This is a genomic window from Mesorhizobium sp. WSM4822 (assembly GCF_055811155.1).
Window position 1 is genome coordinate 202,220 of record NZ_JBVVQM010000011.1, and the last position, 23,395, is coordinate 225,614.

A 23,395-nucleotide genomic window follows, 5' to 3' on the forward strand; every position below is an offset into this window, starting at 1 on the left:
CTAACCGTTGTTTTTACGACGCAATCTGCTTTCGATCTCTTCGCGGGCGCTTTGCGTGGCCTTGAGCGAGATGGTGGCGCTGCCGTCATCATTGTCGCTTCGCGAAACGACATCGCCATTGCGGTAAAGCCAGTCGACAAGGCCGAACTGGGCCGGCTCGATCGTCACGGTGAGGTCTTCGAGTTCGCCCGCCATCCGTGTTTCGATGATCGCCTTCAGCGCATCAATGCCCTCGCCGGTCACCGCCGACACCGCAATCGGCGGCGCCTTGTTGGCATCGGCGCCGTCGGCAAGCAGCCGGGTCCGGTTGCCTTCGTCGAGCCGGTCGATCTTGTTCCACACTTCTATCACGCGCTTGGCGTCGCCGGCGTCGACACCGAGGTCGGCCAGGATGCGCTCGACGTCTTCCGCTTGTGCAGCAGTGTCCGGATCGGAAATGTCGCGCAGATGAAGCACGAGATCGGCCTCGACCACCTCTTCCAGGGTGGCGCGGAAAGCCGCGATCAGATGCGTCGGCAGGTCCGAAATGAAGCCGACCGTATCGGAGAGGATGATCGGCGTGCCATGTGGGAGGCGCACGCGGCGCAGCGTCGGGTCGAGCGTGGCGAACAGCATGTCCTGCGCCAGCACATCCGCCCCGGTCAGCCGGTTGAACAGCGTCGACTTGCCGGCATTGGTGTAGCCGACGATCGCCACCACCGGGAACGGCACCTTCCTGCGCTTGGCGCGGTGCAGGTCGCGCGTGCGCCGCACCGTTTCCAGCTCCTGCTTCAGCTTGATGATCTTTTCCTGCAGCTGCCGCCGGTCGGATTCGATCTGCGTTTCGCCGGGGCCCCCGAGGAAGCCGGCGCCGCCGCGCTGGCGCTCCAGATGGGTCCAGCTGCGCACGAGGCGGCCTTTCTGGTAGTTGAGATGGGCGAGTTCGACCTGCAGCGTGCCTTCCTTGGTGCGTGCGCGCTCGCCGAAGATCTCAAGAATCAGCCCGGTGCGGTCCAGCACCTTGGCGTTCAGCTCTTTTTCGAGATTGCGCTGCTGCACCGGGGTCAGCGGATGGTCGACGACGACCACTTCCGCATGTCCCTCTTTGACGATTTCCGCGAACTCCGCAACCTTGCCGCTGCCGAGCAGCGTCGCCGGGCGCGGATCGTTGACGGTCACCACCGCCGTGTGGATCAGATCCAGGTTGATGGCGCGGGCAAGGCCGACGGCCTCGTCGTGACGAGCATCAGCCGAACGCATCAGCCGTGGGCGGTTGGTCTCGTCGTCATTGCGCTGGTGGCGGGTAAGGACGGGCACAATGACAACGGCCCGGGTCGGGCCCTTGGCTTCCGTCCCGGGATGATGCGTTGGTTTTCCGCGAACGGTGGCGTCCGCGTCTTTCTCACGTGCCAATCAGGCGCCCTGGCTTTCCTCGCCATCGAACATCTGAACCGGCTGGCTCGGCATGATCGTGGAAATGGCGTGCTTGTAGACGAGCTGGGAGTGACCGTCACGGCGCAGCAGGACACAGAAATTGTCGAACGAAGTGACCACGCCGGTCAGCTTGACGCCGTTGATAAGGAAGATGGTGAGCGGGTTCTTGCTCTTGCGAACTGAATTCAGGAACAGGTCCTGAAGGTTTTGCGATCGTTCCGCCATTGTTCTTGTCTTTCGCCGATCCCCTTCGGTTTGCAAGCCAATGCGCCAAATTAACGGGCGCATGTCAAGCTCGCAAACACCGTCTTGTCGTCAGTAACGACAAGCAGAACGAGATATATTGATGTTCATTCCACCTGTGCGGTTATCAGGCTGGACTTTTTTCCGCAATGTCAAAAAAGGCCTGCCGCAAGGAAAGTGTTATTGAGCCAGGGTGCCCATTGGCGACCGTATCGCCGTCGATAGCCACCACCGGCATGGCGAGTGTCGTTGCGGAGCTGATGAACGCCTCGCGTGCCGCCTTGGCCTCGGCGACGGAAAAGCCGCGCTCCTCGATCTTCAGGCCGAGCTTGGCCGCCACTTCGAACATGGTCGTGCGGGTGATGCCGCGCAGGATGCCGTGCTCGGCCGGCCTAGTGACCAGGACGCCGTCCCGAGTGACGATCCAGGCATTGGACGAGCCGCCTTCTTTTACGTTGCCTTCGGCGTCGACGAACCAGGCTTCCTGCGCACCGGCCTCCTTTGCCTTCTGCTTGGCCAATACATTGGGCAGCAGCCCGACGGTCTTGATGTCGACGCGGTCCCAGCGGTTCTCCGGCACGGTGATGACCGCGATGCCGGTCTCGGCTCGCTTTGCTCCGGCTGCGGGGTCGGCCTTCCTGGCGGTCACCACCAGGGCCGGCTTGGTGTCTGCGGAAGGGAAGACAAAGTCGCGGCTGGCGACGCCGCGCGTCACCTGGACATAGACCAGTCCGTTGGCGACATGGTTGCGGTTGACCACCTCGCGCAGGATAAGCGGCAGCACGTGAGAGGTGACTGGCCAGGCGATCGACAATTCGGTCAGCGAGCGGTTCAGCCGCGCCAGATGGCGCGGCATGTCGACGATGAAGCCATGCGCCACCTCGCAGACCTCATAGACACCGTCGGCGAACTGATAGCCGCGATCCTCGATATGCACGGCAGCGTCGGCGTGCGTGACATAGCGCCCGTTGACATAGGCAATGCGCGGCATGGGCAACCCCTAAGAAATTCAGGGGCTTTCTTATGCGATTCCACCGCGGCCGTAACCGGCAAATGCTTGGCCCAGGCGCGGCTAACCCGCGTCAGACGCCCAGCGACTTCAGCTTGCGGTGCAGCGCGGAGCGCTCCATGCCGATGAACTCGGCGGTTTTCGAGATGTTGCCGCCGAAACGGTTGATCTGGGCGATCAGGTAATCCTTCTCGAACTGCTCACGCGCCTCGCGCAGCGGCAGCGCCATGATGTGCTGGTCGGATTGATTCGGCGTGCGCGGCATGACATCGCCGATCTCGGCCGGCAACAGATCGGCGGTGATCGGCGCATCGACGTCGTCGCCGCGCGCAAGGATCATCAGGCGCTCGACATTGTTGCGCAGCTGGCGAACGTTGCCCGGCCAGTTGTGCGCCTGCAGCACGGCCAGCGCGTCGTCGCCGATGCGGCGCGGCTTGATGCCGGCCTGGCGGGCGATCTGCTTCATGAAATTGTCGACGAGGTAGGGAATATCCTCGCGCCGCTCGGCCAATCCCGGCACGATGACCGGAACCACCGCGAGGCGATGGTAAAGATCCTCGCGGAAACGCCCGTCGGCAATCATCGCTTCGAGGTTCTGCGAGGTCGAGGAGATGATGCGGACATCGACCTTGACCCGCTTGGTTCCCCCTACCCGCTCGAACTGCTGCTCGACCAGCACGCGCAGGATCTTGTTTTGCGTCTCGCGCGGCATGTCGGCCACCTCGTCGATGTAGAGGATACCGCGATGGGCCTCCTCCAGCGCGCCGACCTTGCGCTCGACGCCATTCGATTCAGTGCCGAACAGCTCGATCTCCATGCGCTCGGGCGTGATGTTGGCGGCGCTCAGCGTCACGAAAGGTGCGCTCTTGCGCGCCGACAGCGTGTGGATGGCGCGCGCGGCCAGTTCCTTGCCCGAGCCCGACGGTCCGATGATCATCACGCGGCTGTTGGTCGGCGCGACGCGTTCGATGGTCTGGCGCAACTGGCTCATCGCCGACGACATGCCGATCAGATCGAAGGTTTCGCCGCTGCGCAGCTTGAGGTCGGAAACCTCGCGCCGCAATTTCGAGGTCTCCAGCGCACGCTCGGCAATAAGGATCAGCCTGTCCGCCTTGAACGGCTTTTCGATGAAGTCATAGGCGCCGCGCCGGATGGCGGAGACCGCCGTTTCGATGTTGCCGTGGCCGGAAATCATCACCACCGGCAAGGTCGGATGCATGGTCTTGATCTCGTCGAGCAGCGCCAGCCCGTCCAGGCGCGAGCCCTGCAGCCAGATATCGAGGAAAATCAGCCGCGGCGCGCGATCAGCTATAGCAGCGAGCGCACTGTCGGCATCGAATGCCGTGCGGGTTTCGTGACCTTCGTCGCTCAGTATGCCCGCGACGAGTTCACGGATGTCTTCCTCGTCATCGACGATGAGAATATCAGACGCCATTACCGACCTTTTCAGTTTCTCTTTCGTTTTCCGCCCTGCTTTCGCCGCGCGGAGCCGTTGCGGCCGCAGGCGGCAGGATGATGCTGATCATCGCGCCGCGCCCATCGTGGAAGTCCGCTGGAGCATCGTGTAGTTCCAGCCTGCCGCCATGGTCCTCCACGATCTTCTTGACGATAGCGAGGCCAAGTCCGGTGCCCTTCTCGCGTGTGGTCATGTAGGGCTCGAGCAGCCGTTGGCGATTCTCGCGCGGCAGGCCTTTGCCATTGTCGATGACGTCGATTCGAATCGCACCATTCTGGCGCCCGGCTTGAATCCGGATTATGCCGTGCGAACCGTCCTTCTGTTCCAATCCGTCGATGGCCTCGGCGGCGTTCTTGATCACATTGCCGAAAGCCTGCGCCATCAGCCGGCTATCGAAAGTGCCCTTGAGCGGCTCGGTGCCGAAGATCCGCTCGAAAGTGATGTCGGCGCGGCTGACCTCGACCAGGAACGAGGCCTCACGCAGCGATTCGCGCAGATCTATCGCCTTCATCTCGGGCTTCGGCATGCGCGCGAACGCCGAGAATTCGTCGACCATACGGCCGATATCCTCAACCTGACGGATGATGGTGTCGGTGCATTGGTCGAAAACCTCGCGGTCCTCGGTAATCACCTTGCCGTAACGGCGCTTGATGCGTTCGGCCGAGAGCTGGATCGGCGTCAGCGGGTTCTTGATCTCGTGGGCGATACGCCGCGCCACATCCGCCCAGGCCGACGAGCGCTGCGCCTGAACCAGGTCGGTGATGTCGTCGACCGTCACGACATAGGATTTTTCCTCCGAGCCGTCGTCGCCGGCCTCGATGGTGATCTGCACGTTGAAGGTCCGCTCGGCACCGGCGCGGTAAAAGGTCACCTGCTCGCGATAGACGGGTTTGCCGGACTTGCGACCAATCTCGAAGACGCGGCCGACATGCGGCAGCACGGCGGAAAGATTCTGCCCAAGGGCTGCGCTGGCCGAAATCGCCAGCATCGCCTCGGCCGAGCGGTTGACGATGGTGACGATGCCGTAAGGATCGACGCCGATGACGCCGGCGGTAACGCCGGCAAGCACGGCTTCCGAGAAGCGGCGCCGTTCGTCGATCAGGTCCTTGGCCGACAGGATCTCATTGCGCTGCGATTTCAGTTCGAGAAGCATCTTGTTGAAGGTATCGCCGAGCGAGGCGACATCGCCGTCCGAAGGCCTGACGGGAACCGCGACGTCGAGATTGCCGGTCGCCACCTCGTCGGCGGCGCCGATGAGCTGGCGAATAGGCCGCACCAGACGGTCGGCGACCGCAATGCCGGTCCAGATCGCGGACAGGATGATGATGAGCGTTAGCGACAGATAGGGCAGCGCGAAGGCCACCTGCGAGGTACGGCGGTTATCTTCCAGCCCCCGATATTCGTCGGTGTTGGACCTGACGATCTGCCGTGCCTTGATCACTTCGGGATCGACGAGCCGAATGGTGTAGAGGTAGAGTCCTTCGATCTCCCGCAGCTTGACGATGGCGCCCATGATGTTGCGCGTTTTTGGTTCGATCAGCACCGGCTTGCCGTCGGCAGCGCTGGCCACCGCGCCTTCCGGCGGCTCGGGCATGGCGAACTCCGTATCGGTCTTGGCGCTCATGACGAAAGAGCCGTCCGGCTTGATCAGCGCCGCATGGGCCAGCGAACGGCCCACGGCTTCCTTGTTCATCAGGTCGAGAAAGCCGGTACGATCAAGGCCGTAGAGCGTGCGCGACGCATCGAGATCATAGGCCATGGACAATGTCGTGCCCTGGAGGTTGCGGGCATTTTCCTGGACATAGGCGTCGGCGATCGAGAGGGATGAATTGACGATCGTCTTGGTGCGGATCTCGAACCAGCGGTCAAGGCCGATGTCGAGCGTGATCGAGGCAATGATGGCCACCATGATGGCGGGAATGGCGGCAACCAGGGCGAACATGGCGACAATGCGCACATGCAGCCGCGAAGCGGCCTTACCATGCCGGCGCGCCATCAGGATGCGGTGCACCTCACGCCCGACCAGCGCGATAAGAAACAGGACGAAAGCCGCGTTGAGGGCAATCAACGCCAGCGTCGTCGACTCGTTCGGTGTGATCGGCGTGGCGCCAACGAGGATGGTGAACGAGATCGCCGCCGTCATCAGCGCGCCGACGACCGCGATCACACCCGGCAGCGCAAGCAGCCGGCGCCCATCACGAGCGCCGGGTTCGCTGAAGAGCGGTTGGTTTGTTGTCGGTGCCTGCGGAGCCATGTCGCCGTCTAGAGCCATGATTGCGTCGGATGTATGCAACGCATTGTGGCGATTATGCAACAAGTGTGACCGAGACGGAAATCTTTCGCGAGCCGATCCCCTGAAAAGAGCGCGGGCTCAGATCAAGGCTCAGCCCTGCCGCGATGATTTGTAGACGTTGACGCCGAGCTCGCGGATCTTCTTGCGCAGCGTGTTGCGGTTCAAGCCCAGCAGTTCCGCAGCCTTGATCTGGTTGCCGCGCGTTGCCGTCATCGAGGCCAGGACGAGCGGAAACTCGACCTCGGACAGGATGCGCTGATAAAGCCCCGCCGGCGGCAATTCGCCGGCAAAGGAAGCGAAATAGCGCTGCAGGAAGTGCTCGACCGCCTGCCCGATCGACAAATCGTCGGGGATCAGATTGCCGCCACCCGGCACCACCGGACGTTCGCCGGTCTTGAGCTCCGCCTCGATGATCTCGGCGGAAATCTCGTCCTGCGAATAGAGCGCGGCGAGCCTGCGAACCAGGTTTTCCAGTTCGCGCACATTGCCCGGCCACGGATAGCGCTTCATCAACTCGATGCCGCCGGAAGAAATGCGCTTGGTCTGCAGGCCTTCCATTTCGCCGAGCTTGAAGAAATGGCGGACGAGGTCCGGCACATCCTCGGAGCGCTCACGCAGCGCCGGCAGCCGGAGCGGCACGACGTTGAGGCGATAGAAAAGATCCTCGCGGAAGAGCCCCTGGTTGATCAGCGTGCGCAGATCCTTGTTGGTGGCAGCGACGATGCGCACGTCGGTCTTGATCGGCGTGCGTCCGCCGACCGTGGTGTACTCGCCCTGCTGCAGCACGCGCAGCAGGCGCGTCTGCGCCTCCATCGGCATGTCGCCGATTTCATCGAGGAACAGCGTGCCGCCTTCGGCCTGCTCGAAGCGGCCGGTCGAGCGGTTCTGCGCGCCGGTGAAGGCACCCTTCTCGTGACCGAACAGTTCCGATTCGATCAGGTCACGCGGGATCGCCGCCATATTGATGGCGACGAAGGGGCCGCCGCGGCGGCGGCCATATTCATGCAGCGCGCGCGCCACCAGCTCCTTGCCGGTGCCGGATTCGCCCGAGATCATCACCGTCAGGTCGGTCTGCATCATGCGCGCCAGCATGCGGTAGATATCCTGCATGGCCGCCGAGCGGCCGACCAGCGGCATCGCGTCCGGCTGTTCTTCCGGCCGCGCATCGATCTTCGGCCGACGCGGCTCGGAAAGCGCCCGGTTGACGATGTTGAGCAGTTCGGTCAGGTCGAACGGCTTGGGCAGATATTCGTAAGCGCCAGTTTCGGAGGCGCGGATCGCCGTCATGAATGTGTTCTGGGCGCTCATGACGATAACCGGCAGCTCCGGCCTCGCCTTCTTGATGCGCGGCAGCATGTCGAAGGCGTTTTCGTCCGGCATCACCACATCGGTGATGACCAGATCGCCCTCGCCCGCCGCCACCCAGCGCCAAAGCGTCGAAGCGTTGGAGGTGACGCGCACCTCATGACCGGCGCGTGAAAGCGCCTGGTTGAGGACGGTGCGGATCGCCGCGTCGTCGTCGGCGACGAGAATATTGCCGCGAACGGTCATTTGAGGTCTCCTTCGCCGTCATCGTCGGCGCCGTTTGGCGCTTCTTTCCAGGCCGGCATCAGGATGCGGAATGTGGTGCCGCGCGGCGTCGATTCGCATTCGATGATGCCGCCATGCTCGCCGACGATCTTGGCGACCAGCGCAAGACCCAACCCGGAGCCGTTCGGCTTGGTGGTGATGAACGGGTCGAACAGGATCGGCAGGATGTCTTCGGAGACGCCGGAGCCATTGTCGCGCACGCAGAATTCCAGCGGCAGCGACACGCGGTCCTGCGTGCCCGGAACGGAAACACGGATGCCCGGCCGGAAGGCGGTCGACAGCACGATCTCGCCCTGCGGGTCGCTGCCGATCGCCTCGGCAGCGTTCTTGACCAGGTTGAGGAACACCTGGATGAGCTGGTCGCGGTTGGCAAACACCGGAGGCAATGAAGGATCATAATCCTCCATTATCTTGATTTTCTTGGCAAAACCGTTCTTGGCAATCGCCTTCACATGGTCGAGCACGACATGGATGTTGACGGGATAGCGGTCGATCGGCCGCTCGTCGGAAAACACCTCCATGCGATCGACCAGCGACACGATGCGGTCGGTCTCGTCGGTGATCAGCCGCGTCAGCGCGCGGTCTTCGTCGGAAGCCGACAGTTCGAGAAGCTGGGCAGCGCCGCGGATGCCTGAGAGCGGGTTCTTGATCTCATGGGCAAGCATCGCCGCCAGACCGGTCACCGAACGTGCGGCACCCCGATGCGTCATCTGCCGGTCGATCTTGTCGGCCATCGACCGTTCCTGGAACATCACCACGACGGAGCCCGGATATTCCGGCACCGGCGCGACGTAGAGATCGACGACCTTCTCGATGCCGAGACGCGGCGACGACACGTCGACCCGATACTCGTTGACCGGAGCCCGACGCTCGCGCACCTGATCGACCAGCGTCAGCAGCGGGCTGCCGAAGGGAATGAGTTTTGACAGCGTGTTGCGGGCGAGCATGTTTGCACTCGAGCGAAAGAAATCTTCCGCGTCGGCGTTGGCATAGGTGATGAAACCTTCCTCGCTGATCATGATCACCGGGCGACGGATGGTGTTGAGCACGATCTGGGCGGCATCCGCCATTTCAGCGCCCTGGCCGGCGGCGGCGTTCATGCGGCGCTCCGCAGGTTCAAGGGTTGCGGATCGCGCGAAAACACATCGCGCAGCAAGGCAATGACGCGCGCGGGCTCGAATGCGGTCAGTATGGCCTTTCGGCTGTCGTCGGCGACGCCGCCGGCATGCCGATCAAGATACCAGCCAAGATGCTTGCGCGCCTGGCGCAGGCCGCTTTCGGCGCCGTAGAGCGCCAGCATGTCCTCATAGTGGGCCACGATGTAGTCGGCGACCGCCGTCGAGTCCCGTGGCATGTTTGGCGTCGCCTCGCCGATCGCTGCGGCCGCAATGCCGCCTGCGATCCAGGGCGCGCCATAATGGGCACGGCCGATCATCACGGCGTCGGCACCCGATTGATCGAGAATGTCGGCCGCTTCCGCCGGCGAAGAGACGTCACCATTGGCGACGACCGGGATGGACACGGCTTCCTTGACGCGGGCGATGGCGCGCCAGTCGGCCTTGCCCTGGTAGAACTGGCAGCGCGTCCGGCCGTGCACGGTCACCATCCTGACGCCGGCCTGTTCGGCGCGGCGCGCGAGCATCGGCGCATTGAGCGCGCCTTCGTCCCAGCCAAGCCGCATCTTGACCGTCACCGGCACCTCGACCGCGCCGACAACGGCGTCGATCAGCGACAGTGCGTGGTCGAGATCCAGCATCAATGCCGAACCCGCATAACCGCCGGTGACCTTCTTGGCCGGGCATCCCATGTTGATGTCGATAATGTCGGCCCCCTCACCGGCGGCGATTCTGGCGCCTTCGGCCATGTGCATCGCCTCACGGCCTGCCAGCTGAACCATATGGACGGGCAGGCCGGAGTGGCGTATGCGCAGATTGAAACCGGCCCTGCCCTTGGCAAGCTCGCCGCTGGCAACCATTTCGGATACGACCAGGCCCGCTCCATGCGCGTGGGCACGCTGCCGGAACGGCTCGTCCGTAATCCCCGACATCGGTGCGAGGAACACGCGATTGCGGATTCTCACGCCACCGACATCGAGCGGCGCGGCCAATTTGGTCAAGTTAACCATGCACAAAAACCAAGCATCTTCATTCGTTGCACATTCTCTAGCCAGAACCGGCGCAATGTGCAACGCGGAATGACGCCACATTAAGGCGCAATTGGGAAAAATGCCGGCCTTCGGTTTTGGCCGCGACCAAAGCGCCGCGCGTCCCTGAGGACGCGCAAAAGACGCTTTGGAATTTCATACTTAGCGCACGATCTTTCCGAAAACCGATTACACTTTTCGGGATCGTGCGCTAGGACCAAACGGGCATGACTGACGCAAGTGAAAACCACGTTTCGGATGCGGACGGCAAGGTCGCGGTGGTGATCGTTGCGGCCGGCCGTGGTGCGCGCGCCGGACAGGCCAACGGACCGAAGCAATATCAACACATTGGCGGCTTTGCCGTCATTGCACACACGCTGGACATTTTTCTGGCCCACCCGCGGACCAGCGAGATCGTCGTCGCCATTCATGCCGATGACCATGAGTTGTTCCGGCAGGCGGCGGGCGCCAATGCCGAGCGCGTCACCGCCATCATGGGCGGGGCGACGAGGCAGGAATCCGTTCGGCTCGGCCTGCTTGCCCTTAGAGGCCACGCGCCGGCGCAGGTCCTGATCCATGACGCCGTGCGTCCGTTTGTCGATGCGGACCTGATAGATCGCACCATCGCCGCCATCGGCGAGCGCGAGGGCGCGTTGCCCGCTTTGCCCGTCGCCGACACGCTGAAGCGCGAATCGGCCTCCGGCGTGGTTGGCGAAACCGTATCGCGCAGCGGGCTTCACGCGGCGCAAACGCCACAGGGCTTTCCGTTCTGGCCCATTCTTGCCGCGCACGAGAAAGCCCATCATCTGGGAAAAATGGATTTTACCGACGATGCCGCGATCGCCGAATGGGCGCATATTCCGGTCAAGATCGTTCCGGGCTCGCCGGACAATGTCAAACTCACCTGGGCACGGGATATTGCGATGGCGGACCAGCGGCTTTCCGGCGAACGCGTGCGCTTTCCCGACATCCGTACCGGCAATGGCTACGACGTCCACGCCTTCGAACCGGGAGACCATGTCACTTTGTGTGGCGTCGCCATAGCGCACGACAAGAAGCTGTCCGGCCATTCCGACGCCGATGTCGGTCTGCACGCCTTGACCGATGCGCTGCTGGCGACTTGCGGCGCCGGCGACATCGGCACGCATTTCCCGCCATCCGACCCGCAGTGGAAAGGCGCTGCGTCGCGCATATTCGTCGAGCATGCGGCGAAACTGGTGCGCGCGCGCGGCGGCCGCATCGCCAATGCCGACATCACGCTGATCTGCGAAGCGCCGCGCGTCGGCCCGCATCGCGAGGCCATGACCGCAGCCCTTTCGCAGATGCTGGCAATTACGCCGGATCGCATCTCGATCAAGGCCACAACCAATGAGAAGCTCGGCTTTGTCGGGCGTGAGGAAGGCATTGCGGCGATCGCCACCGCCAGCGTGGTGTTTCCCGGCGAGGTGCCGGAATGACCCACAACGAGCTGGCAAATGCCCTGCTGCAAGCCTGCCAGAGACGCGGCATTATGCTGGCAACGGCGGAAAGCTGCACCGGCGGCATGATCATCGCCGCGTTGACCGACATCGCCGGCTCGTCCGCCGTGATCGATCGTGGCTTCATCACCTATTCCAACGAAGCCAAGATGGACATGCTCGGTGTTTCCGCCGCCACGCTCGAGGCGCATGGCGCGGTTTCGCGCGAGACTGCAATTGAAATGGCGGCAGGCGCGCTTGCCCGTTCGCGCGCCGGGCTGACCCTGGCGGTCACCGGGATCGCTGGGCCTGGCGGCGGTTCGGCGGAAAAACCGGTCGGCCTGGTCTGGTTCGGGGTTGCGCTGGACGGCCGACCGATTGTCGCCGAGCACCAGCTCTTTGCAGACAAAGGCCGCGATTTCATTCGTCGCGAAACGGTCCGGCAAGCGCTGGAGCTGGGCCTGCAAGCACTCGGCTAACCCTGGGCCCGGGGTGCTGCACCGTAGATGACGTCGGCGCGCTTCTCAAAGGCTTCGGCGAACATGCGGAAGGCGCGATCGAACATGGTCCCCATGACCGCGCCCAGAATACGGCTCTTGAACTCGTAGTCGATGAAGAAGCGGGCGGCGCCACCCACCCCCGCCGCGTAGAAAACCCCGACGGTTGTAAAAAAATTTTAACGCCCCGCGAATTAATTAACCAACATTGTGTTATAGGCGGGGGTAAGCAGCAACAGCGGGGGGGAAGTTTCGCGGATCGCCTTGTAGCCGATGCTCATGTCGGCAAGCAGAACCGTGCGCCCGTCACGCTCCTTGCGCGAGCGAACCGTCAGCGCTTCGCAAAGCGGCAGGAATTGCGGATAGGATTCAACATCGGCGACCAGCGCGAACATCTGCTCGGGTGTATGGGATACGCGTCGGGTGGCTTCGAATTTTGGCATGAAACCAGCGGGTTAAGCTGTTTTCTTGAGAATCGCTTCCCGTGCCGCACGCAGCTTGGCGAAATCGTCGCCGGCGTGATGCGACGAACGCGTCAGCGGGCTGGACGCCACCAGCAGGAAACCCTTGGTCCGGCCGATCGTCTCGAAAGATTTAAACTCCTCCGGAGTGACGAAGCGGATCACCGGATGGTGCTTCTTCGACGGCTGCAGGTATTGGCCGATGGTCATGAAGTCGACATTGGCGGACCGCAGATCGTCCATCAGCTGCAGGATTTCATTCCGTTCTTCGCCCAGCCCCACCATGATGCCGGACTTGGTGAAGATCGACGGATCAAGCTCCTTGACCCGCTGCAACAGCCGGATCGAATGGAAATAGCGGGCGCCCGGACGAACCGTCAGATAGTTCGACGGTACGGTTTCGAGATTGTGGTTGAAGACGTCGGGCTTGGCGGCCACGACGACCTCCAGCGCGCCGTCCTTGCGCAGGAAGTCGGGCGTCAGGATTTCGATCGTCGTCAGCGGCGTTGCCGCCCGGATGGCGCGAATGACTTCGGCGAAATGCTGCGCACCGCCATCGGCGAGGTCGTCGCGATCGACCGAGGTGATGACGACATGGGTCAAGCCCATCTGCTTGACCGCATGCGCCACGCGGGCCGGCTCATCGGGGTCAAGCGCGGTTGGAATGCCTGTGGCGACGTTGCAGAAGGCGCAGGCGCGGGTGCAGATCTCGCCCATGATCATGAAGGTGGCGTGCTTCTTTTCCCAGCATTCGCCGATGTTGGGGCAGCCAGCCTCTTCGCAGACCGTCACCAGCTTGTGCGATTTGACGATTTCGCGCGTTTCGGCATAGCCCTTCGACATCGGCGCCTTGACGCGGATCCAGTCGGGCTTGCGCAGCACGTCCTGGTCAGGCTTGTGCGCCTTTTCCGGATGCCGCAAGCGCGGGGCGTTGGCAATCGTATCGAGGACAGTGACCATCGGGGAACCTGGTTCATTCGCGACGCCAGTCAGGCGTTCGCTGTCATAACGTCATCTAAGACTTTTCAACGCAAAGAAAAAGGCCGCCGCGGCGCATGCCGCAACAGCCTTTTTCGCATGGCAGCTCTTCAGTGATGCTAACGGCGCACCAGACGCCCCGCCCAGATCAGCAGGCAGGCACCGATAAAGCCGGTGATCAGATAGGCAATCCAGCCGACGCCGAACGGGCCAAAATTGAGAGCCTGCAGAATGGCGTTCAGCACGACCGCGCCGACGATGCCCATAACGATGTTCATGAAGATGCCGGTGTCGCTCTTCATGAACATTTCGGCGAACCAGCCTGCCAGGCCGCCGATGATGATGGCTGCTATCCAGCCGACGCCATTCAGGTGCATATGCCTTCTCCTTGTGTGATGCGTGAAAACGCATCCGCAAACGAAGTACCTTGCCGCCGGGTTCCATCTGTAGCAGCGCTTTCAATCTATCAGGCGTTGAGCGCGCGGCCATAGGCGTCGAGCACGCTTTCCTTCATCATCTCCGACAGCGTCGGGTGCGGGAAGATGGTGTGCATCAGCTCTTCCTCGGTCGTCTCCAGGTTCATCGCCACGACAAAGCCCTGGATCAGTTCGGTCACTTCGGCACCCACCATGTGAGCGCCGAGCAATTGACCGGTCTTCTTGTCGAAGATGGTCTTGATGAAACCCTGATCCTCGCCGAGCGCAATGGCCTTGCCATTGGCGGCGAACTGGAAGCGCCCGACCCGGATGTCCTTGCCCTCGGCCTTGGCCTTGGCTTCCGTCAGGCCAACCGAGGCGACCTGCGGATTGCAGTAGGTGCAGCCCGGAATCTTCAGCTTGTCGGTGGCATGCACGCCAGGAAAATCAGCGATCTTTTCGATGCAAACGACGCCCTCATGTTCAGCCTTGTGGGCGAGCATCGGTGGGCCCGCGACATCGCCGATGGCGTAGATGCCCGGCACATTGGTCTTGCCGTAACCATCGATAACGACGCAGCCACGCTCCGTCTTCACGCCGAGCGCCTCGAGCCCGAGGCCCTCGATGTTGCCCTGCACGCCAACGGCCGAGATCATCCGGTCGGCGATGATCTTCTCGACCTTGCCATCCTTCATCTCGACATGCGCGGTGACCGAGTTCGTACCCTTCTCGACCTTGGTCACCTTGGCTTCGAGGATGATCTTCATGCCTTGCTTCTCGAACTGCTTTTGCGCGAATTTCGAGACTTCGGCGTCCTCGACCGGCATCACCGCAGGCAGCAGCTCGACCACCGTCACAGCGGCACCCATGGTGCGGTAGAAGGAGGCGAATTCGATGCCGATGGCGCCTGATCCCATGACCAGCAGCGACTTCGGCATCTCCTTCGGCACCATGGCCTCGAAATACGTCCAGATCAGCTTGCCGTCAGGCTCGATGCCGGGCAGTGCGCGTGGCCGGGCGCCGGTCGCCAGGATGATGTGCTTGGCGGTATACGTGCCCTCGCCCTTGACGCCTTTCGGCACCGGCGGCTGCGGCTCCATCGGCTTCTTGGCCGTCTTCGACACCACGATCTCGCCGGGCTTCGACAGCTTGGCTTCGCCCCAGATGACGTCGACCTTGTTCTTCTTCATCAGGAAGGCAACGCCGCCATTGAGCCGCAGCGAGACCTTGCGCGAGCGGTCGACCACGGCCGCTGTGTCGGCGCTGACCTTGCCGTCGAGCTTCAGCCCGTAATCCTTCAGGTGATCCGAATAGTGCATGATCTCGGCCGAGCGCAGCAGCGCCTTAGTCGGGATGCAGCCCCAGTTGAGGCAAATGCCGCCGAGATGCTCGCGCTCGACGATCGCCGTCTTGAAGCCGAGTTGCGCGGAACGCACCGCGGTGACATAGCCGCCAGGGCCGGAGCCGATGATGATGACGTCGTAGTTCTCAGCCACGGTTTTTCTCCTTCACAATTCCAGCATGACGCGCACGACGGGTGCCAGCGCCTTGCCGATGTTTCGCGTGTTTTCGGCATCGAGATGGACGCCGTCGAGCGGGGTGGTTTGCGCCACGCTGCCGGCGTCGAAGAAGCCGCAGCCGGCCTCATCGGCGAGCGTGGCATATTGCGGTGCCAAAAACTTCGAGGCGTCATCGCCACCGGCGAACATCTCCTTGAAGTCGGCATTTTCAGTACGGCTGACGACAGGCGGCGAAACGATCAGGATCTGCGGCGCCGGCCAGTCGAACGGATAGTCGTGACCGCGCACGATGTCGATCAGCCGCTGGATGCCCTGCTTGGCCGCGACGGGATTGCCGTGGATCCACGGCTTCATGTCGTTGGCGCCGAGCATGATGACAATCAGGTCGATCGGCGCATGGGTCGTCAGCACCGTTGGCAGCAGCCTGGCGCCATTGCGATCAGCACCGGCCAGATGGTCGTCGAAGGCGGTGGTACGGCCGTTGAGGCCTTCGGCGATAACTTCGACGCCACTGCCAAGCCCGGCCTGCAGCACGCTCGGCCAGCGGTCTTCCAGCGGGTGACGACCACCTTCGGCATTGTAGCCCCAGGTCAGCGAGTCGCCGTAACAAAGAACCGTCTTCATGCGCCCACCTGTAACTTGATCAAACCGCGCCTCAACCGCCAGCGCACGAACAGCCAGTGAACCAGCACAGTGGCCAAGTTCGGCAAAACCAGGCCGGCGACGATCGGCAGGTCACCTCCCCACTGGCGGTTATCGACCGGCTGAGAGAACGTCCAACCGATCAGGCCGAGCCCGATCAGCACGAACAGGACAATTGCGCAGAGGCCCAGCCAGTTGATGATCGTCGGTGCGTTCGAAAAAAGCTGCGCGATGAAAAACACGATCGTCGCGACAATGGTGACAAGCACCGACGTCATGAAAACCAGAATATATTCTTCCTGCGCATGGGTTGCGACCGCCAGCTGTTGAGCAACCAGGCCGCCTGCCAATCCTGACAGGAAAAACGCCATGAGGGAGGTGAAGAATATCCGCACCGCCCTCTCCCGTCCTAGACCAGCATGCCCATGGGGTTCTCGATCAGCCGCTTGAAGGCGACCAGCAGTTCGGCACCCAGCGCGCCGTCGACGGCGCGGTGGTCGGTCGATAGCGTCACCGACATCACGGTGGCTATTCTGATCTCGCCGTTCTTGACCACCGCCCGCTCTTCGCCTGCGCCGACCGCCAGGATGGTCGCGTGCGGCGGGTTGATGACGGCGGCAAAATCCTTGATGCCGAACATGCCGAGGTTGGACACCGCCGTGGTGCCGCCCTGATACTCTTCCGGCTTCAGCTTGCGGCTGCGCGCGCGGCTGGCCAGGTCCTTCATCTCGTTGGAGATGGTGGACAGCGTCTTTTCGTCGGCCTTGCGGATAATCGGCGTGATCAGGCCGCCCGGGATCGACACGGCAACGCCGACATCGGCATGCTTGTGCTTGACCATGGCGCTTTCGGTCCATGAGGCATTGGCATCCGGCACCGCCTTCAGTGCCATCGCCATCGCTTTGATGACCATGTCGTTGACCGACAGCTTGTAGGCCGGCGCCTCGCCCTTGTCAGTCTTCTTCACCGGGGCTGCCGCATTGATCTGCGTGCGCAGCGCCAGCAGCGCATCGAGCTCGCAGTCGAGCGTCAGGTAGAAATGCGGGATGGTGGTCTTGGCCTCGACCAGGCGCCGCGCAATGGTCTTGCGCATATTGTCATGCGGGACGAGTTCGTAGGAGCCCTGTTCGAACAGTTTCAGGACCTGATCATCCGACATCGCCTTTACCGCAGGCGCAGGAGCGCCAGCAGGAGCCTTGGCGGCAGGCGCCGCCTGGGCACCGCCACCGGCAATCGCCGCGTCGACATCCGCCTTCACCACCCGGCCATGTGGGCCGGTGCCAGTCACGGCAGACACATCGACACCGGCCTCCTTCGCGATGCGGCGCGCAAGCGGCGACGCGAAGGTGCGCTCGCCAGCCGCATGGCCGTTGGCAACTGGAGCCGCATCTGCCTTGGATGCGGTGGCGACCGGTTCGGCCTTGGGTGTCTCAGCCTTCGGTGCGTCAGCCTTGGGAGCCTCCGCTTTCGGCGTCTCGGCTTTGGCTGGTGCGGCAGCATCGCCGCTTTTCGCGGCAGCGCCCGCATCCTCGCCCTCTCCGGCGAGCACGGCGATCAGCGCATTGACCTTGACGCCTTCGGTGCCGGCGGGAACGACGAGCTTGGCAACCGTGCCCTCATCGACAGCCTCGACTTCCATCGTCGCCTTGTCGGTCTCGATCTCGGCAATCACATCGCCCGGCGAAACCTTGTCGCCTTCCTTGACGAGCCACTTGGACAGATTGCCCTCTTCCATCGTGGGCGACAGGGCCGGCATGGTGATGTTGATTGGCATTTTGTCCTCCCGCCCGGTTCAGCGATACGTGACGGCTTTGACCGCCTCGATGACTTCGCCGACATTCGGCAACGCCAGCTTCTCGAGGTTCGCCGCATAAGGCATCGGCACATCCTTGCCGGCGATGGTGATGACCGGCGCGTCAAGAAAATCGAAGGCGCGCTGCGACACCTGGTTGGCGATATGGTCGCCGACCGAGTTCTGCGGATAACCTTCCTCCACCACCACCAGGCGGTTGGTCTTCTTGACCGAGGCGATGATGGTGTCGAGATCGAGCGGCCGGATCGTGCGCAAGTCGATGATCTCGGCATCGATGCCAAGGCCACGCAGTTCCGCTTCAGCCTTGACCGCATAGGTCATGCCGATGCCGAAGGAGACGATGGTGACGTCCTTGCCTGATTTATGGATGCGCGCCTTGCCGATCGGCAGCACGAAATCGTCCAGCTTCGGCACGTCGAAGGACTGACCGTAGAGGATTTCATTCTCGAGGAAGATGATCGGGTTCGGATCGCGGATCGCTGCCTTCAACAAGCCCTTGGCGTCAGCGGCGGTGTAGGGCATCACCACTTTCAGGCCCGGAATGTGGCTGTACCAGGCGGCATAGCACTGCGAGTGCTGAGCGGCGACGCGTGCGGCGGCGCCGTTCGGTCCACGGAACACGATCGGCGCGCCCATCTGGCCGCCCGACATATAGAGCGTCTTGGCGGCCGAGTTGATGATCTGGTCGATCGCCTGCATGGCGAAGTTGAAGGTCATGAACTCGACGATCGGCTTCAGGCCGGCCATCGCCGCACCCACGCCAACGCCGGCAAAGCCATGCTCGGTGATCGGCGTGTCGACGACGCGCCGCGGCCCGAATTCCTGCAGCAGGCCTTGCGTGATCTTGTAGGCGCCCTGGTATTCGGCAACCTCCTCGCCCATGACGAAGACATCGCCGTCGCGGCGCATTTCCTCGGCCATCGCATCGCGCAGCGCTTCGCGCACCGTGGTCGAGACCATTTCCGTGCCGGCCGGAATGTCCGGATCGGCGGCGACTTCCGACTTCGGAGCAGCAGCCACCGGCGCAGCCGGCTTTGCGGCCTCCGCCTTATCCTCTGCGGCCGCCGGAGCCTCTGCCTTTGCAGGCGCTTCCGCCTTGGCGGGCGCCGCGGCCTTGCCGATATCCCCGGCACTTTCGCCGTCCTGTAGCAGCACGGCGATCGGTGTGTTGACCTTGACGCCTTCGGTACCGGCGGCGATCAGGATCTTGCCCAGCGTGCCTTCGTCAACGGCTTCGACTTCCATCGTCGCCTTGTCGGTCTCGATCTCGGCGATGACGTCGCCGGCGACGACTTTGTCGCCCTCGTTCTTCAACCACTTCGAAAGATTGCCCTCTTCCATGGTCGGCGAGAGAGCGGGCATGAGAATTTCGATCGGCATGTCCTTGCCCTCCCGTTACAATACGATATCGGTCCAGAGCTCGGACGGATCCGGCTCCGCGTCGTTCTGGGCAAATTCGGCGGCATCCGCGACAATGTCGCGGACCTCCTTGTCGATGGTTTTGAGCTCGTCCTCGGTCGCCCACTTCTTTTCCATCAGCCGTGCCTTGACCTGCTCGATCGGGTCATGGTCCGAGCGCATCTTCTGCACTTCTTCCTTCGAGCGGTATTTCGCCGGGTCGGACATCGAGTGACCGCGATAGCGGTAGGTCTGCATTTCGAGGATGATCGGCCCGTTGCCGGCGCGGCACCATTCGGTTGCCTGGTCGCCGGCGGCCTTGACGGCGCGGACATCCATGCCGTCGACCTGGATGCCGGGAATCTTGAACGAGGCGCCACGGTGCGAAAAATTGGTTTCCGCCGAAGAGCGCGACACCGAGGTGCCCATCGCATAGCGGTTGTTCTCGATGATGTAGATCACCGGCAGCTTCCACAGCGAGGCCATGTTGAAGCTTTCATAGACCTGGCCCTGGTTGGCCGCGCCATCGCCGAAATAGGTCAGCGAAACATTGTTGTTGTCGCGGTAGCGGTTGGCGAAGGCCAAGCCCGTGCCGAGCGACACCTGCGCGCCGACGATGCCGTGGCCGCCGTAAAAGTGCTTTTCCTTGGAGAACATGTGCATGGAGCCGCCCTTGCCCCGGGACAGGCCGCCCCGACGCCCGGTCAACTCGGCCATGACGCCGCGCGGCGACAGTTCCATCGCCAGCATGTGGCCGTGGTCGCGATAGGCGGTGATCATCTGATCGCCATCGATCAGTGCCATCTTCATGCCGGTGACGACCGCTTCCTGGCCGATATAGAGGTGGCAGAAGCCGCCGATGAAACCCATGCCGTAAAGCTGGCCGGCCTTTTCCTCGAAACGACGGATGAGCAGCATGTGCCGGTAAGCGGCAAGCTCTTCGTCCTTGGTGAATTCGGCAGGCTTGGGGGCCGAAATCCCCGATTTTCCGTCGGATTTGGATTTGGCAGGCGCTTTTCTGGCGGCGGTGGCCATGCATCACTCCCTGTTGGCGTCTCTTTGTGGACATTAGAGCAGATGAAATCTGCTCTGGGGAGATCAGCTCTTCCCCACCGATTTAAGGGAGGCTAACACGCGTCAAAGCGTTGCGCCATGCTGAATTTGCATAGCTGGCATGCGCCTAAGCGATTAAAATCATTGAAAATATTGATGATTAACTTGAAATCAGTTATTTCGACGAGGTCGGCAACATAATGGTGATTTCGTCAGCCTGGGACAGATTGAGCGCCTTGCGCGCCTGCTCATCGAGCATGTCCTTTTCGAGCGTGCCTTCATGCATCAACCGAACGCGGCGCTCGAGTTCCATGCGGCGCGCCTTGGTCACATCGAGCTGGCCTTGCAGCGCCACCGTCTGGGCTTCCAGCTGATATTTCGAATAGATGCCGAATTCGCCGTGATAGGCGTGAAAGCCGAAATAGGCCAGGAACGCCACGCAAAGCGAGGGAATGATCAGTCGGCCGGTGTTTCTCTGCTTGTGCTGACGCGTCCACATGATCCAAATCCTCGCGGCCGCGAACTCAGGCGGCTCACGATCTTTTTCGCCCGATTGTGCTTAACGGACGGTTACGGGTGTCCTGTTGGGCGGCGTCGAAACAAAAAAGGGCGGGAATGCTCCCGCCCTTTTGTCCGGTATCGATGAGCCGGTGTTTCTGGATCAGCCCTTGACCACCGACTTGCCGGCATAGCTTGCCTGCTTGCCGAGTTCTTCCTCGATGCGGATCAGCTGGTTGTACTTGGCCATGCGGTCGGAGCGCGACAGCGAGCCTGTCTTGATCTGTCCGCAATTGGTGGCAACCGCGAGATCGGCGATGGTCGAATCCTCGGTTTCGCCCGAGCGGTGCGACATGACGGCAGTGTAGCCGGCCTTGTGCGCGGTCTCTACGGCGTCGAGCGTTTCCGTCAGCGAGCCGATCTGGTTGACCTTGACGAGGATCGAATTGGCAACGCCCATGCGGATGCCGTCGCGCAACCGCGCCGTATTGGTGACGAACAGGTCGTCGCCGACCAGCTGCGTCTTTTTGCCGATCAGGTCGGTCAGGTACTTCCAGCCTTCCCAGTCGTCCTCGGCCAAGCCGTCCTCGATCGAGATGATCGGATAGTCGGCGGCAAGCTTGGCCAGGTATTTGGCCTGGGCCTTGGGATCGCGCGTCTTCTTCTCGCCCTCATAGACGTAGTTGCCGTCCTTGAAGAACTCGGTCGCGGCGCAATCGAGGCCCAGCGCGATCTCGTCGCCCGGCTTGAAGCCGGCCTGCTCGATCGATTCCATGATGAAATCGAGCGCCACAGGCGCGCTTTTCAGGTTCGGGGCAAAGCCGCCCTCGTCGCCGACATTGGTGTTGTGGCCGGCGTCCTTCAGTTTCTTGCGCAGCGTATGGAAGATTTCCGAACCCCAGCGGACACCTTCGCGCAGCGTCGGCGCGCCGATCGGCAGGATCATGAATTCCTGGAAATCGATCGGGTTGTCGGCATGCGCGCCGCCATTGATGATGTTCATCATCGGTACCGGCAGGAGATGCGCCTTGGTGCCGCCGACATAGCGGTAGAGCGGCAGGCCGGCGGCATCGGCGGCCGCCTTGGCCACCGCTAGCGAAACGCCAAGTATGGCGTTGGCGCCAAGCCGGCTCTTGTTGGGCGTGCCGTCAAGCTCGATCATGGTCTGGTCGATATGGATCTGGTTTTCGGCTTCCATGCCGCCGATGGCCTCGAACAGCTCGCCGTTCACCGCTTCGACGGCCCTGAGCACGCCCTTGCCGAGATAGCGGGCGCCACCGTCGCGCAGTTCGACGGCCTCGTGGGCGCCGGTCGAAGCACCCGACGGCACCGCCGCGCGGCCCATCGAGCCGTCTTCGAGAATGACATCGACCTCGACGGTCGGATTTCCACGGCTGTCCAGGATTTCACGCCCGACAATGTCGATGATGGCGGTCATTTGCGATGTCCTCGATTGATCTGAAGAATGCCGCACGTCTTAGCCAAAGCGCCGCAAAAGGCAATCGGCCGGCCGGCAATTATTGCCGCGGCATCAGCCTCCGAACGATTCACGAAGCGCAAATCGCTGTCATCATAAGTCATGCACGGTCGGCTGACTTCCGGTTAAGGTGCAGCGCGCGGGGCGAAACAGGAGGAGTTTCGCCATGTCCCAGTTGAGTGGTATCGTGAGTCTGTTCCTGATCGCGGCGGCATTCCTGACGTCGTGCGACAATCAGCAGTCGCCGCCGAAGGCGATGGCCCCCTTACACGTCAGCGAATAAGCCAGAATACAAAGCGGCCCCGTCTCTCGACGGGGCCGCTTTGTCGTTGCTGTCAATGCCAGTAAGGCGTGACCTTGTAGTAATTGTAAGATTCGTCGCGCGCCACCTCGCCATCCGCCCCGCTCAATTCGTTGATCGAATAGGCAGGCGCCGCTCTGAGTTGTTCCTTGGAAAACGGCACGACATAGCCGCCCTTGTCCTCATCATAGTCGAGGCTTGCCCACGGAATGGCGTGATATTTTTCGCCAATGCCGAGGAAGCCGCCAAAACCGATCACCGCGAACATGATGCCGTTCGTCATCTTGTCGAGCATCACATCCTCGATGCTTCCGATGCTCGTGCCTTCGGTATTGTAGACCGATGTACCGATGACGCGTGAGGCGGCGATGGCTTGGGTGTGACCTGTCTGGGTTGTCATGATTGTGCTCCTCATTGTGGTTTAGAACCATACTTGGACAATGAGGGGCGCGGGCGAAGGTTCCCGACTTTTTCGGCGACGCCCGGTCACTCCGCGAGGATGAAGGTAACCTTCATATTGACGCGATAAGCAACAATCTTGCCGTCTTGGACGACGATCTTCTGGTCCTGGATCCAGGCGCCCTCGACGTTCTTCAGGGTTTTCGAGGCGCGCGCAATTCCCTGTTCGATGGCGTCCTGAAAGCTCTTCTTCGACGACGATGTGATTTCGGTGACGCGGGCGACGGACATGGCTTCCTCCTGCCAAAACGCTCAGTTGCCAGGCAAGCGTATAGCCG

At 62.2% G+C, this 23,395-nt stretch carries 22 protein-coding genes and 1 pseudogene; 2 read left to right on the forward strand and 21 right to left on the reverse strand.

The features are described from left to right. From hflX to dusB, 8 genes are all read right to left on the reverse strand, one after another. Entirely contained in the window at positions 1 to 1,392 is a 1,392-nt protein-coding gene (gene hflX, locus AC0L3E_RS24635; protein ID WP_127272395.1) for a GTPase HflX, read from the reverse strand. Beyond that, positions 1,393 to 1,638: an RNA chaperone Hfq gene (gene hfq, locus AC0L3E_RS24640; protein ID WP_006202172.1), complete on the reverse strand. Its 246-nt coding sequence runs from the start codon at positions 1,636 to 1,638 to the stop codon at positions 1,393 to 1,395. A gap of 145 nt (positions 1,639 to 1,783) precedes the next feature. Then, entirely contained in the window at positions 1,784 to 2,647 is an 864-nt protein-coding gene (locus AC0L3E_RS24645) for a D-amino-acid transaminase (RefSeq protein ID WP_127267299.1), read from the reverse strand. Positions 2,648 to 2,738: 91 nt separating this feature from the next. Further along, the gene (gene ntrX / locus AC0L3E_RS24650) at positions 2,739 to 4,100 is read right to left on the reverse strand and encodes a nitrogen assimilation response regulator NtrX (RefSeq protein ID WP_023812026.1); all 1,362 of its coding nucleotides are present in this window, start codon (positions 4,098 to 4,100) and stop codon (positions 2,739 to 2,741) included. Next, on the reverse strand, positions 4,090 to 6,375 hold the full coding sequence (locus tag AC0L3E_RS24655) for a sensor histidine kinase NtrY-like (RefSeq protein WP_164762666.1): 2,286 nt from the start codon (positions 6,373 to 6,375) through the stop codon (positions 4,090 to 4,092). The genes ntrX and AC0L3E_RS24655 overlap by 11 nt, the downstream gene beginning before the upstream one ends. Before the next feature lie 129 nt (positions 6,376 to 6,504). Beyond that, the gene (gene ntrC, locus AC0L3E_RS24660) at positions 6,505 to 7,965 is read right to left on the reverse strand and encodes a nitrogen regulation protein NR(I) (protein WP_127322922.1); all 1,461 of its coding nucleotides are present in this window, start codon (positions 7,963 to 7,965) and stop codon (positions 6,505 to 6,507) included. After that, complete coding sequence (locus AC0L3E_RS24665) at positions 7,962 to 9,104, reverse strand: two-component system sensor histidine kinase NtrB (RefSeq protein WP_127272394.1); 1,143 nt, start codon at positions 9,102 to 9,104, stop codon at positions 7,962 to 7,964. The genes ntrC and AC0L3E_RS24665 overlap by 4 nt, the downstream gene beginning before the upstream one ends. Further along, positions 9,101 to 10,129, reverse strand: a complete 1,029-nt coding sequence (gene dusB / locus AC0L3E_RS24670) for a tRNA dihydrouridine synthase DusB (RefSeq protein ID WP_473605824.1) — start codon at positions 10,127 to 10,129, stop codon at positions 9,101 to 9,103. The genes AC0L3E_RS24665 and dusB overlap by 4 nt, the downstream gene beginning before the upstream one ends. A 245-nt stretch (positions 10,130 to 10,374) precedes the next feature. Here dusB and AC0L3E_RS24675 point away from each other — a divergent pair, with 245 nt between their 5' ends. Together AC0L3E_RS24675 and AC0L3E_RS24680 are read left to right on the forward strand one after the other, a co-directional pair. Continuing rightward, positions 10,375 to 11,604, forward strand: a complete 1,230-nt coding sequence (locus AC0L3E_RS24675) for a bifunctional 2-C-methyl-D-erythritol 4-phosphate cytidylyltransferase/2-C-methyl-D-erythritol 2,4-cyclodiphosphate synthase (RefSeq protein ID WP_127397070.1) — start codon at positions 10,375 to 10,377, stop codon at positions 11,602 to 11,604. Further along, positions 11,601 to 12,083, forward strand: coding sequence for a CinA family protein (locus AC0L3E_RS24680; RefSeq protein WP_473605826.1), 483 nt, complete (start codon positions 11,601 to 11,603; stop codon positions 12,081 to 12,083). Before AC0L3E_RS24675 ends, AC0L3E_RS24680 begins: the two co-directional genes overlap by 4 nt. On the opposite strand, the pseudogene AC0L3E_RS24685 reads toward AC0L3E_RS24680, so the two are convergent. The 13 genes and pseudogenes from AC0L3E_RS24685 to AC0L3E_RS24745 all read right to left on the reverse strand — a co-directional run bounded on the left by AC0L3E_RS24685 (position 12,080) and on the right by AC0L3E_RS24745 (position 23,348). Next, a pseudogene (locus AC0L3E_RS24685) lies at positions 12,080 to 12,544 on the reverse strand (type II toxin-antitoxin system RatA family toxin). The gene AC0L3E_RS24680 and the pseudogene AC0L3E_RS24685 sit on opposite strands and share 4 nt — an antisense overlap. Positions 12,545 to 12,556: 12 nt before the next feature. After that, positions 12,557 to 13,522 carry a lipoyl synthase gene (gene lipA, locus AC0L3E_RS24690; RefSeq protein ID WP_127408712.1) on the reverse strand — a complete coding sequence of 322 codons (966 nt, stop codon included), beginning with the start codon at positions 13,520 to 13,522 and terminating at the stop codon, positions 12,557 to 12,559. Positions 13,523 to 13,659: 137 nt separating this feature from the next. Further along, the gene (locus AC0L3E_RS24695) at positions 13,660 to 13,917 is read right to left on the reverse strand and encodes a GlsB/YeaQ/YmgE family stress response membrane protein (RefSeq protein WP_127322932.1); all 258 of its coding nucleotides are present in this window, start codon (positions 13,915 to 13,917) and stop codon (positions 13,660 to 13,662) included. Positions 13,918 to 14,006: 89 nt separating this feature from the next. After that, on the reverse strand, positions 14,007 to 15,452 hold the full coding sequence (gene lpdA, locus AC0L3E_RS24700) for a dihydrolipoyl dehydrogenase (RefSeq protein ID WP_473605827.1): 1,446 nt from the start codon (positions 15,450 to 15,452) through the stop codon (positions 14,007 to 14,009). A 12-nt stretch (positions 15,453 to 15,464) separates the two neighbouring features. Further along, the gene (locus AC0L3E_RS24705; protein WP_473605828.1) at positions 15,465 to 16,100 is read right to left on the reverse strand and encodes an SGNH/GDSL hydrolase family protein; all 636 of its coding nucleotides are present in this window, start codon (positions 16,098 to 16,100) and stop codon (positions 15,465 to 15,467) included. Continuing rightward, a complete protein-coding gene (locus AC0L3E_RS24710; RefSeq protein ID WP_473605829.1) occupies positions 16,097 to 16,513 on the reverse strand; it encodes a hypothetical protein in 417 nt (138 codons plus the stop codon). Before AC0L3E_RS24710 ends, AC0L3E_RS24705 begins: the two co-directional genes overlap by 4 nt. Before the next feature lie 14 nt (positions 16,514 to 16,527). After that, on the reverse strand, positions 16,528 to 17,892 hold the full coding sequence (locus tag AC0L3E_RS24715; protein WP_473605830.1) for a pyruvate dehydrogenase complex dihydrolipoamide acetyltransferase: 1,365 nt from the start codon (positions 17,890 to 17,892) through the stop codon (positions 16,528 to 16,530). Between the two features lie 18 nt (positions 17,893 to 17,910). Further along, on the reverse strand, positions 17,911 to 19,311 hold the full coding sequence (locus AC0L3E_RS24720; RefSeq protein WP_256746230.1) for a pyruvate dehydrogenase complex E1 component subunit beta: 1,401 nt from the start codon (positions 19,309 to 19,311) through the stop codon (positions 17,911 to 17,913). 15 nt (positions 19,312 to 19,326) lie between these two features. Continuing rightward, the gene (pdhA, locus tag AC0L3E_RS24725; protein ID WP_128309874.1) at positions 19,327 to 20,364 is read right to left on the reverse strand and encodes a pyruvate dehydrogenase (acetyl-transferring) E1 component subunit alpha; all 1,038 of its coding nucleotides are present in this window, start codon (positions 20,362 to 20,364) and stop codon (positions 19,327 to 19,329) included. Between the two features lie 193 nt (positions 20,365 to 20,557). After that, positions 20,558 to 20,881, reverse strand: coding sequence for an FtsB family cell division protein (locus AC0L3E_RS24730; protein WP_128309873.1), 324 nt, complete (start codon positions 20,879 to 20,881; stop codon positions 20,558 to 20,560). Between the two features lie 162 nt (positions 20,882 to 21,043). After that, positions 21,044 to 22,318, reverse strand: coding sequence for a phosphopyruvate hydratase (gene eno / locus AC0L3E_RS24735; RefSeq protein WP_127273626.1), 1,275 nt, complete (start codon positions 22,316 to 22,318; stop codon positions 21,044 to 21,046). Between the two features lie 374 nt (positions 22,319 to 22,692). Next, positions 22,693 to 23,058 (reverse strand): PRC-barrel domain-containing protein, encoded by a 366-nt coding sequence (locus AC0L3E_RS24740; protein ID WP_127397501.1) that lies wholly within the window; start codon positions 23,056 to 23,058, stop codon positions 22,693 to 22,695. Positions 23,059 to 23,144: 86 nt separating this feature from the next. Further along, positions 23,145 to 23,348: a dodecin family protein gene (locus AC0L3E_RS24745; RefSeq protein WP_013531476.1), complete on the reverse strand. Its 204-nt coding sequence runs from the start codon at positions 23,346 to 23,348 to the stop codon at positions 23,145 to 23,147. Positions 23,349 to 23,395: the final 47 nt, after the last annotated feature.

Excerpts from the sequence above, each read along its gene's own strand:
- hfq (WP_006202172.1), bottom strand. The coding sequence starts at position 1,638 with ATGGCGGAACGATCGCAAAACCTTCAGGACCTGTTCCTGAATTCAGTT.
- AC0L3E_RS24645 (WP_127267299.1), bottom strand. The coding sequence starts at position 2,647 with ATGCCGCGCATTGCCTATGTCAACGGGCGCTATGTCACGCACGCCGAC.
- ntrX (WP_023812026.1), bottom strand. The coding sequence starts at position 4,100 with ATGGCGTCTGATATTCTCATCGTCGATGACGAGGAAGACATCCGTGAA.
- AC0L3E_RS24655 (WP_164762666.1), bottom strand. The coding sequence starts at position 6,375 with ATGGCTCCGCAGGCACCGACAACAAACCAACCGCTCTTCAGCGAACCC.
- ntrC (WP_127322922.1), bottom strand. The coding sequence starts at position 7,965 with ATGACCGTTCGCGGCAATATTCTCGTCGCCGACGACGACGCGGCGATC.
- AC0L3E_RS24665 (WP_127272394.1), bottom strand. The coding sequence starts at position 9,104 with ATGAACGCCGCCGCCGGCCAGGGCGCTGAAATGGCGGATGCCGCCCAG.
- dusB (WP_473605824.1), bottom strand. The coding sequence starts at position 10,129 with ATGGTTAACTTGACCAAATTGGCCGCGCCGCTCGATGTCGGTGGCGTG.
- AC0L3E_RS24675 (WP_127397070.1), top strand. The coding sequence starts at position 10,375 with ATGACTGACGCAAGTGAAAACCACGTTTCGGATGCGGACGGCAAGGTC.
- AC0L3E_RS24680 (WP_473605826.1), top strand. The coding sequence starts at position 11,601 with ATGACCCACAACGAGCTGGCAAATGCCCTGCTGCAAGCCTGCCAGAGA.
- lipA (WP_127408712.1), bottom strand. The coding sequence starts at position 13,522 with ATGGTCACTGTCCTCGATACGATTGCCAACGCCCCGCGCTTGCGGCAT.
- AC0L3E_RS24695 (WP_127322932.1), bottom strand. The coding sequence starts at position 13,917 with ATGCACCTGAATGGCGTCGGCTGGATAGCAGCCATCATCATCGGCGGC.
- AC0L3E_RS24705 (WP_473605828.1), bottom strand. The coding sequence starts at position 16,100 with ATGAAGACGGTTCTTTGTTACGGCGACTCGCTGACCTGGGGCTACAAT.
- AC0L3E_RS24715 (WP_473605830.1), bottom strand. The coding sequence starts at position 17,892 with ATGCCAATCAACATCACCATGCCGGCCCTGTCGCCCACGATGGAAGAG.
- AC0L3E_RS24720 (WP_256746230.1), bottom strand. The coding sequence starts at position 19,311 with ATGCCGATCGAAATTCTCATGCCCGCTCTCTCGCCGACCATGGAAGAG.
- pdhA (WP_128309874.1), bottom strand. The coding sequence starts at position 20,364 with ATGGCCACCGCCGCCAGAAAAGCGCCTGCCAAATCCAAATCCGACGGA.
- AC0L3E_RS24730 (WP_128309873.1), bottom strand. The coding sequence starts at position 20,881 with ATGTGGACGCGTCAGCACAAGCAGAGAAACACCGGCCGACTGATCATT.
- eno (WP_127273626.1), bottom strand. The coding sequence starts at position 22,318 with ATGACCGCCATCATCGACATTGTCGGGCGTGAAATCCTGGACAGCCGT.
- AC0L3E_RS24740 (WP_127397501.1), bottom strand. The coding sequence starts at position 23,058 with ATGACAACCCAGACAGGTCACACCCAAGCCATCGCCGCCTCACGCGTC.
- AC0L3E_RS24745 (WP_013531476.1), bottom strand. The coding sequence starts at position 23,348 with ATGTCCGTCGCCCGCGTCACCGAAATCACATCGTCGTCGAAGAAGAGC.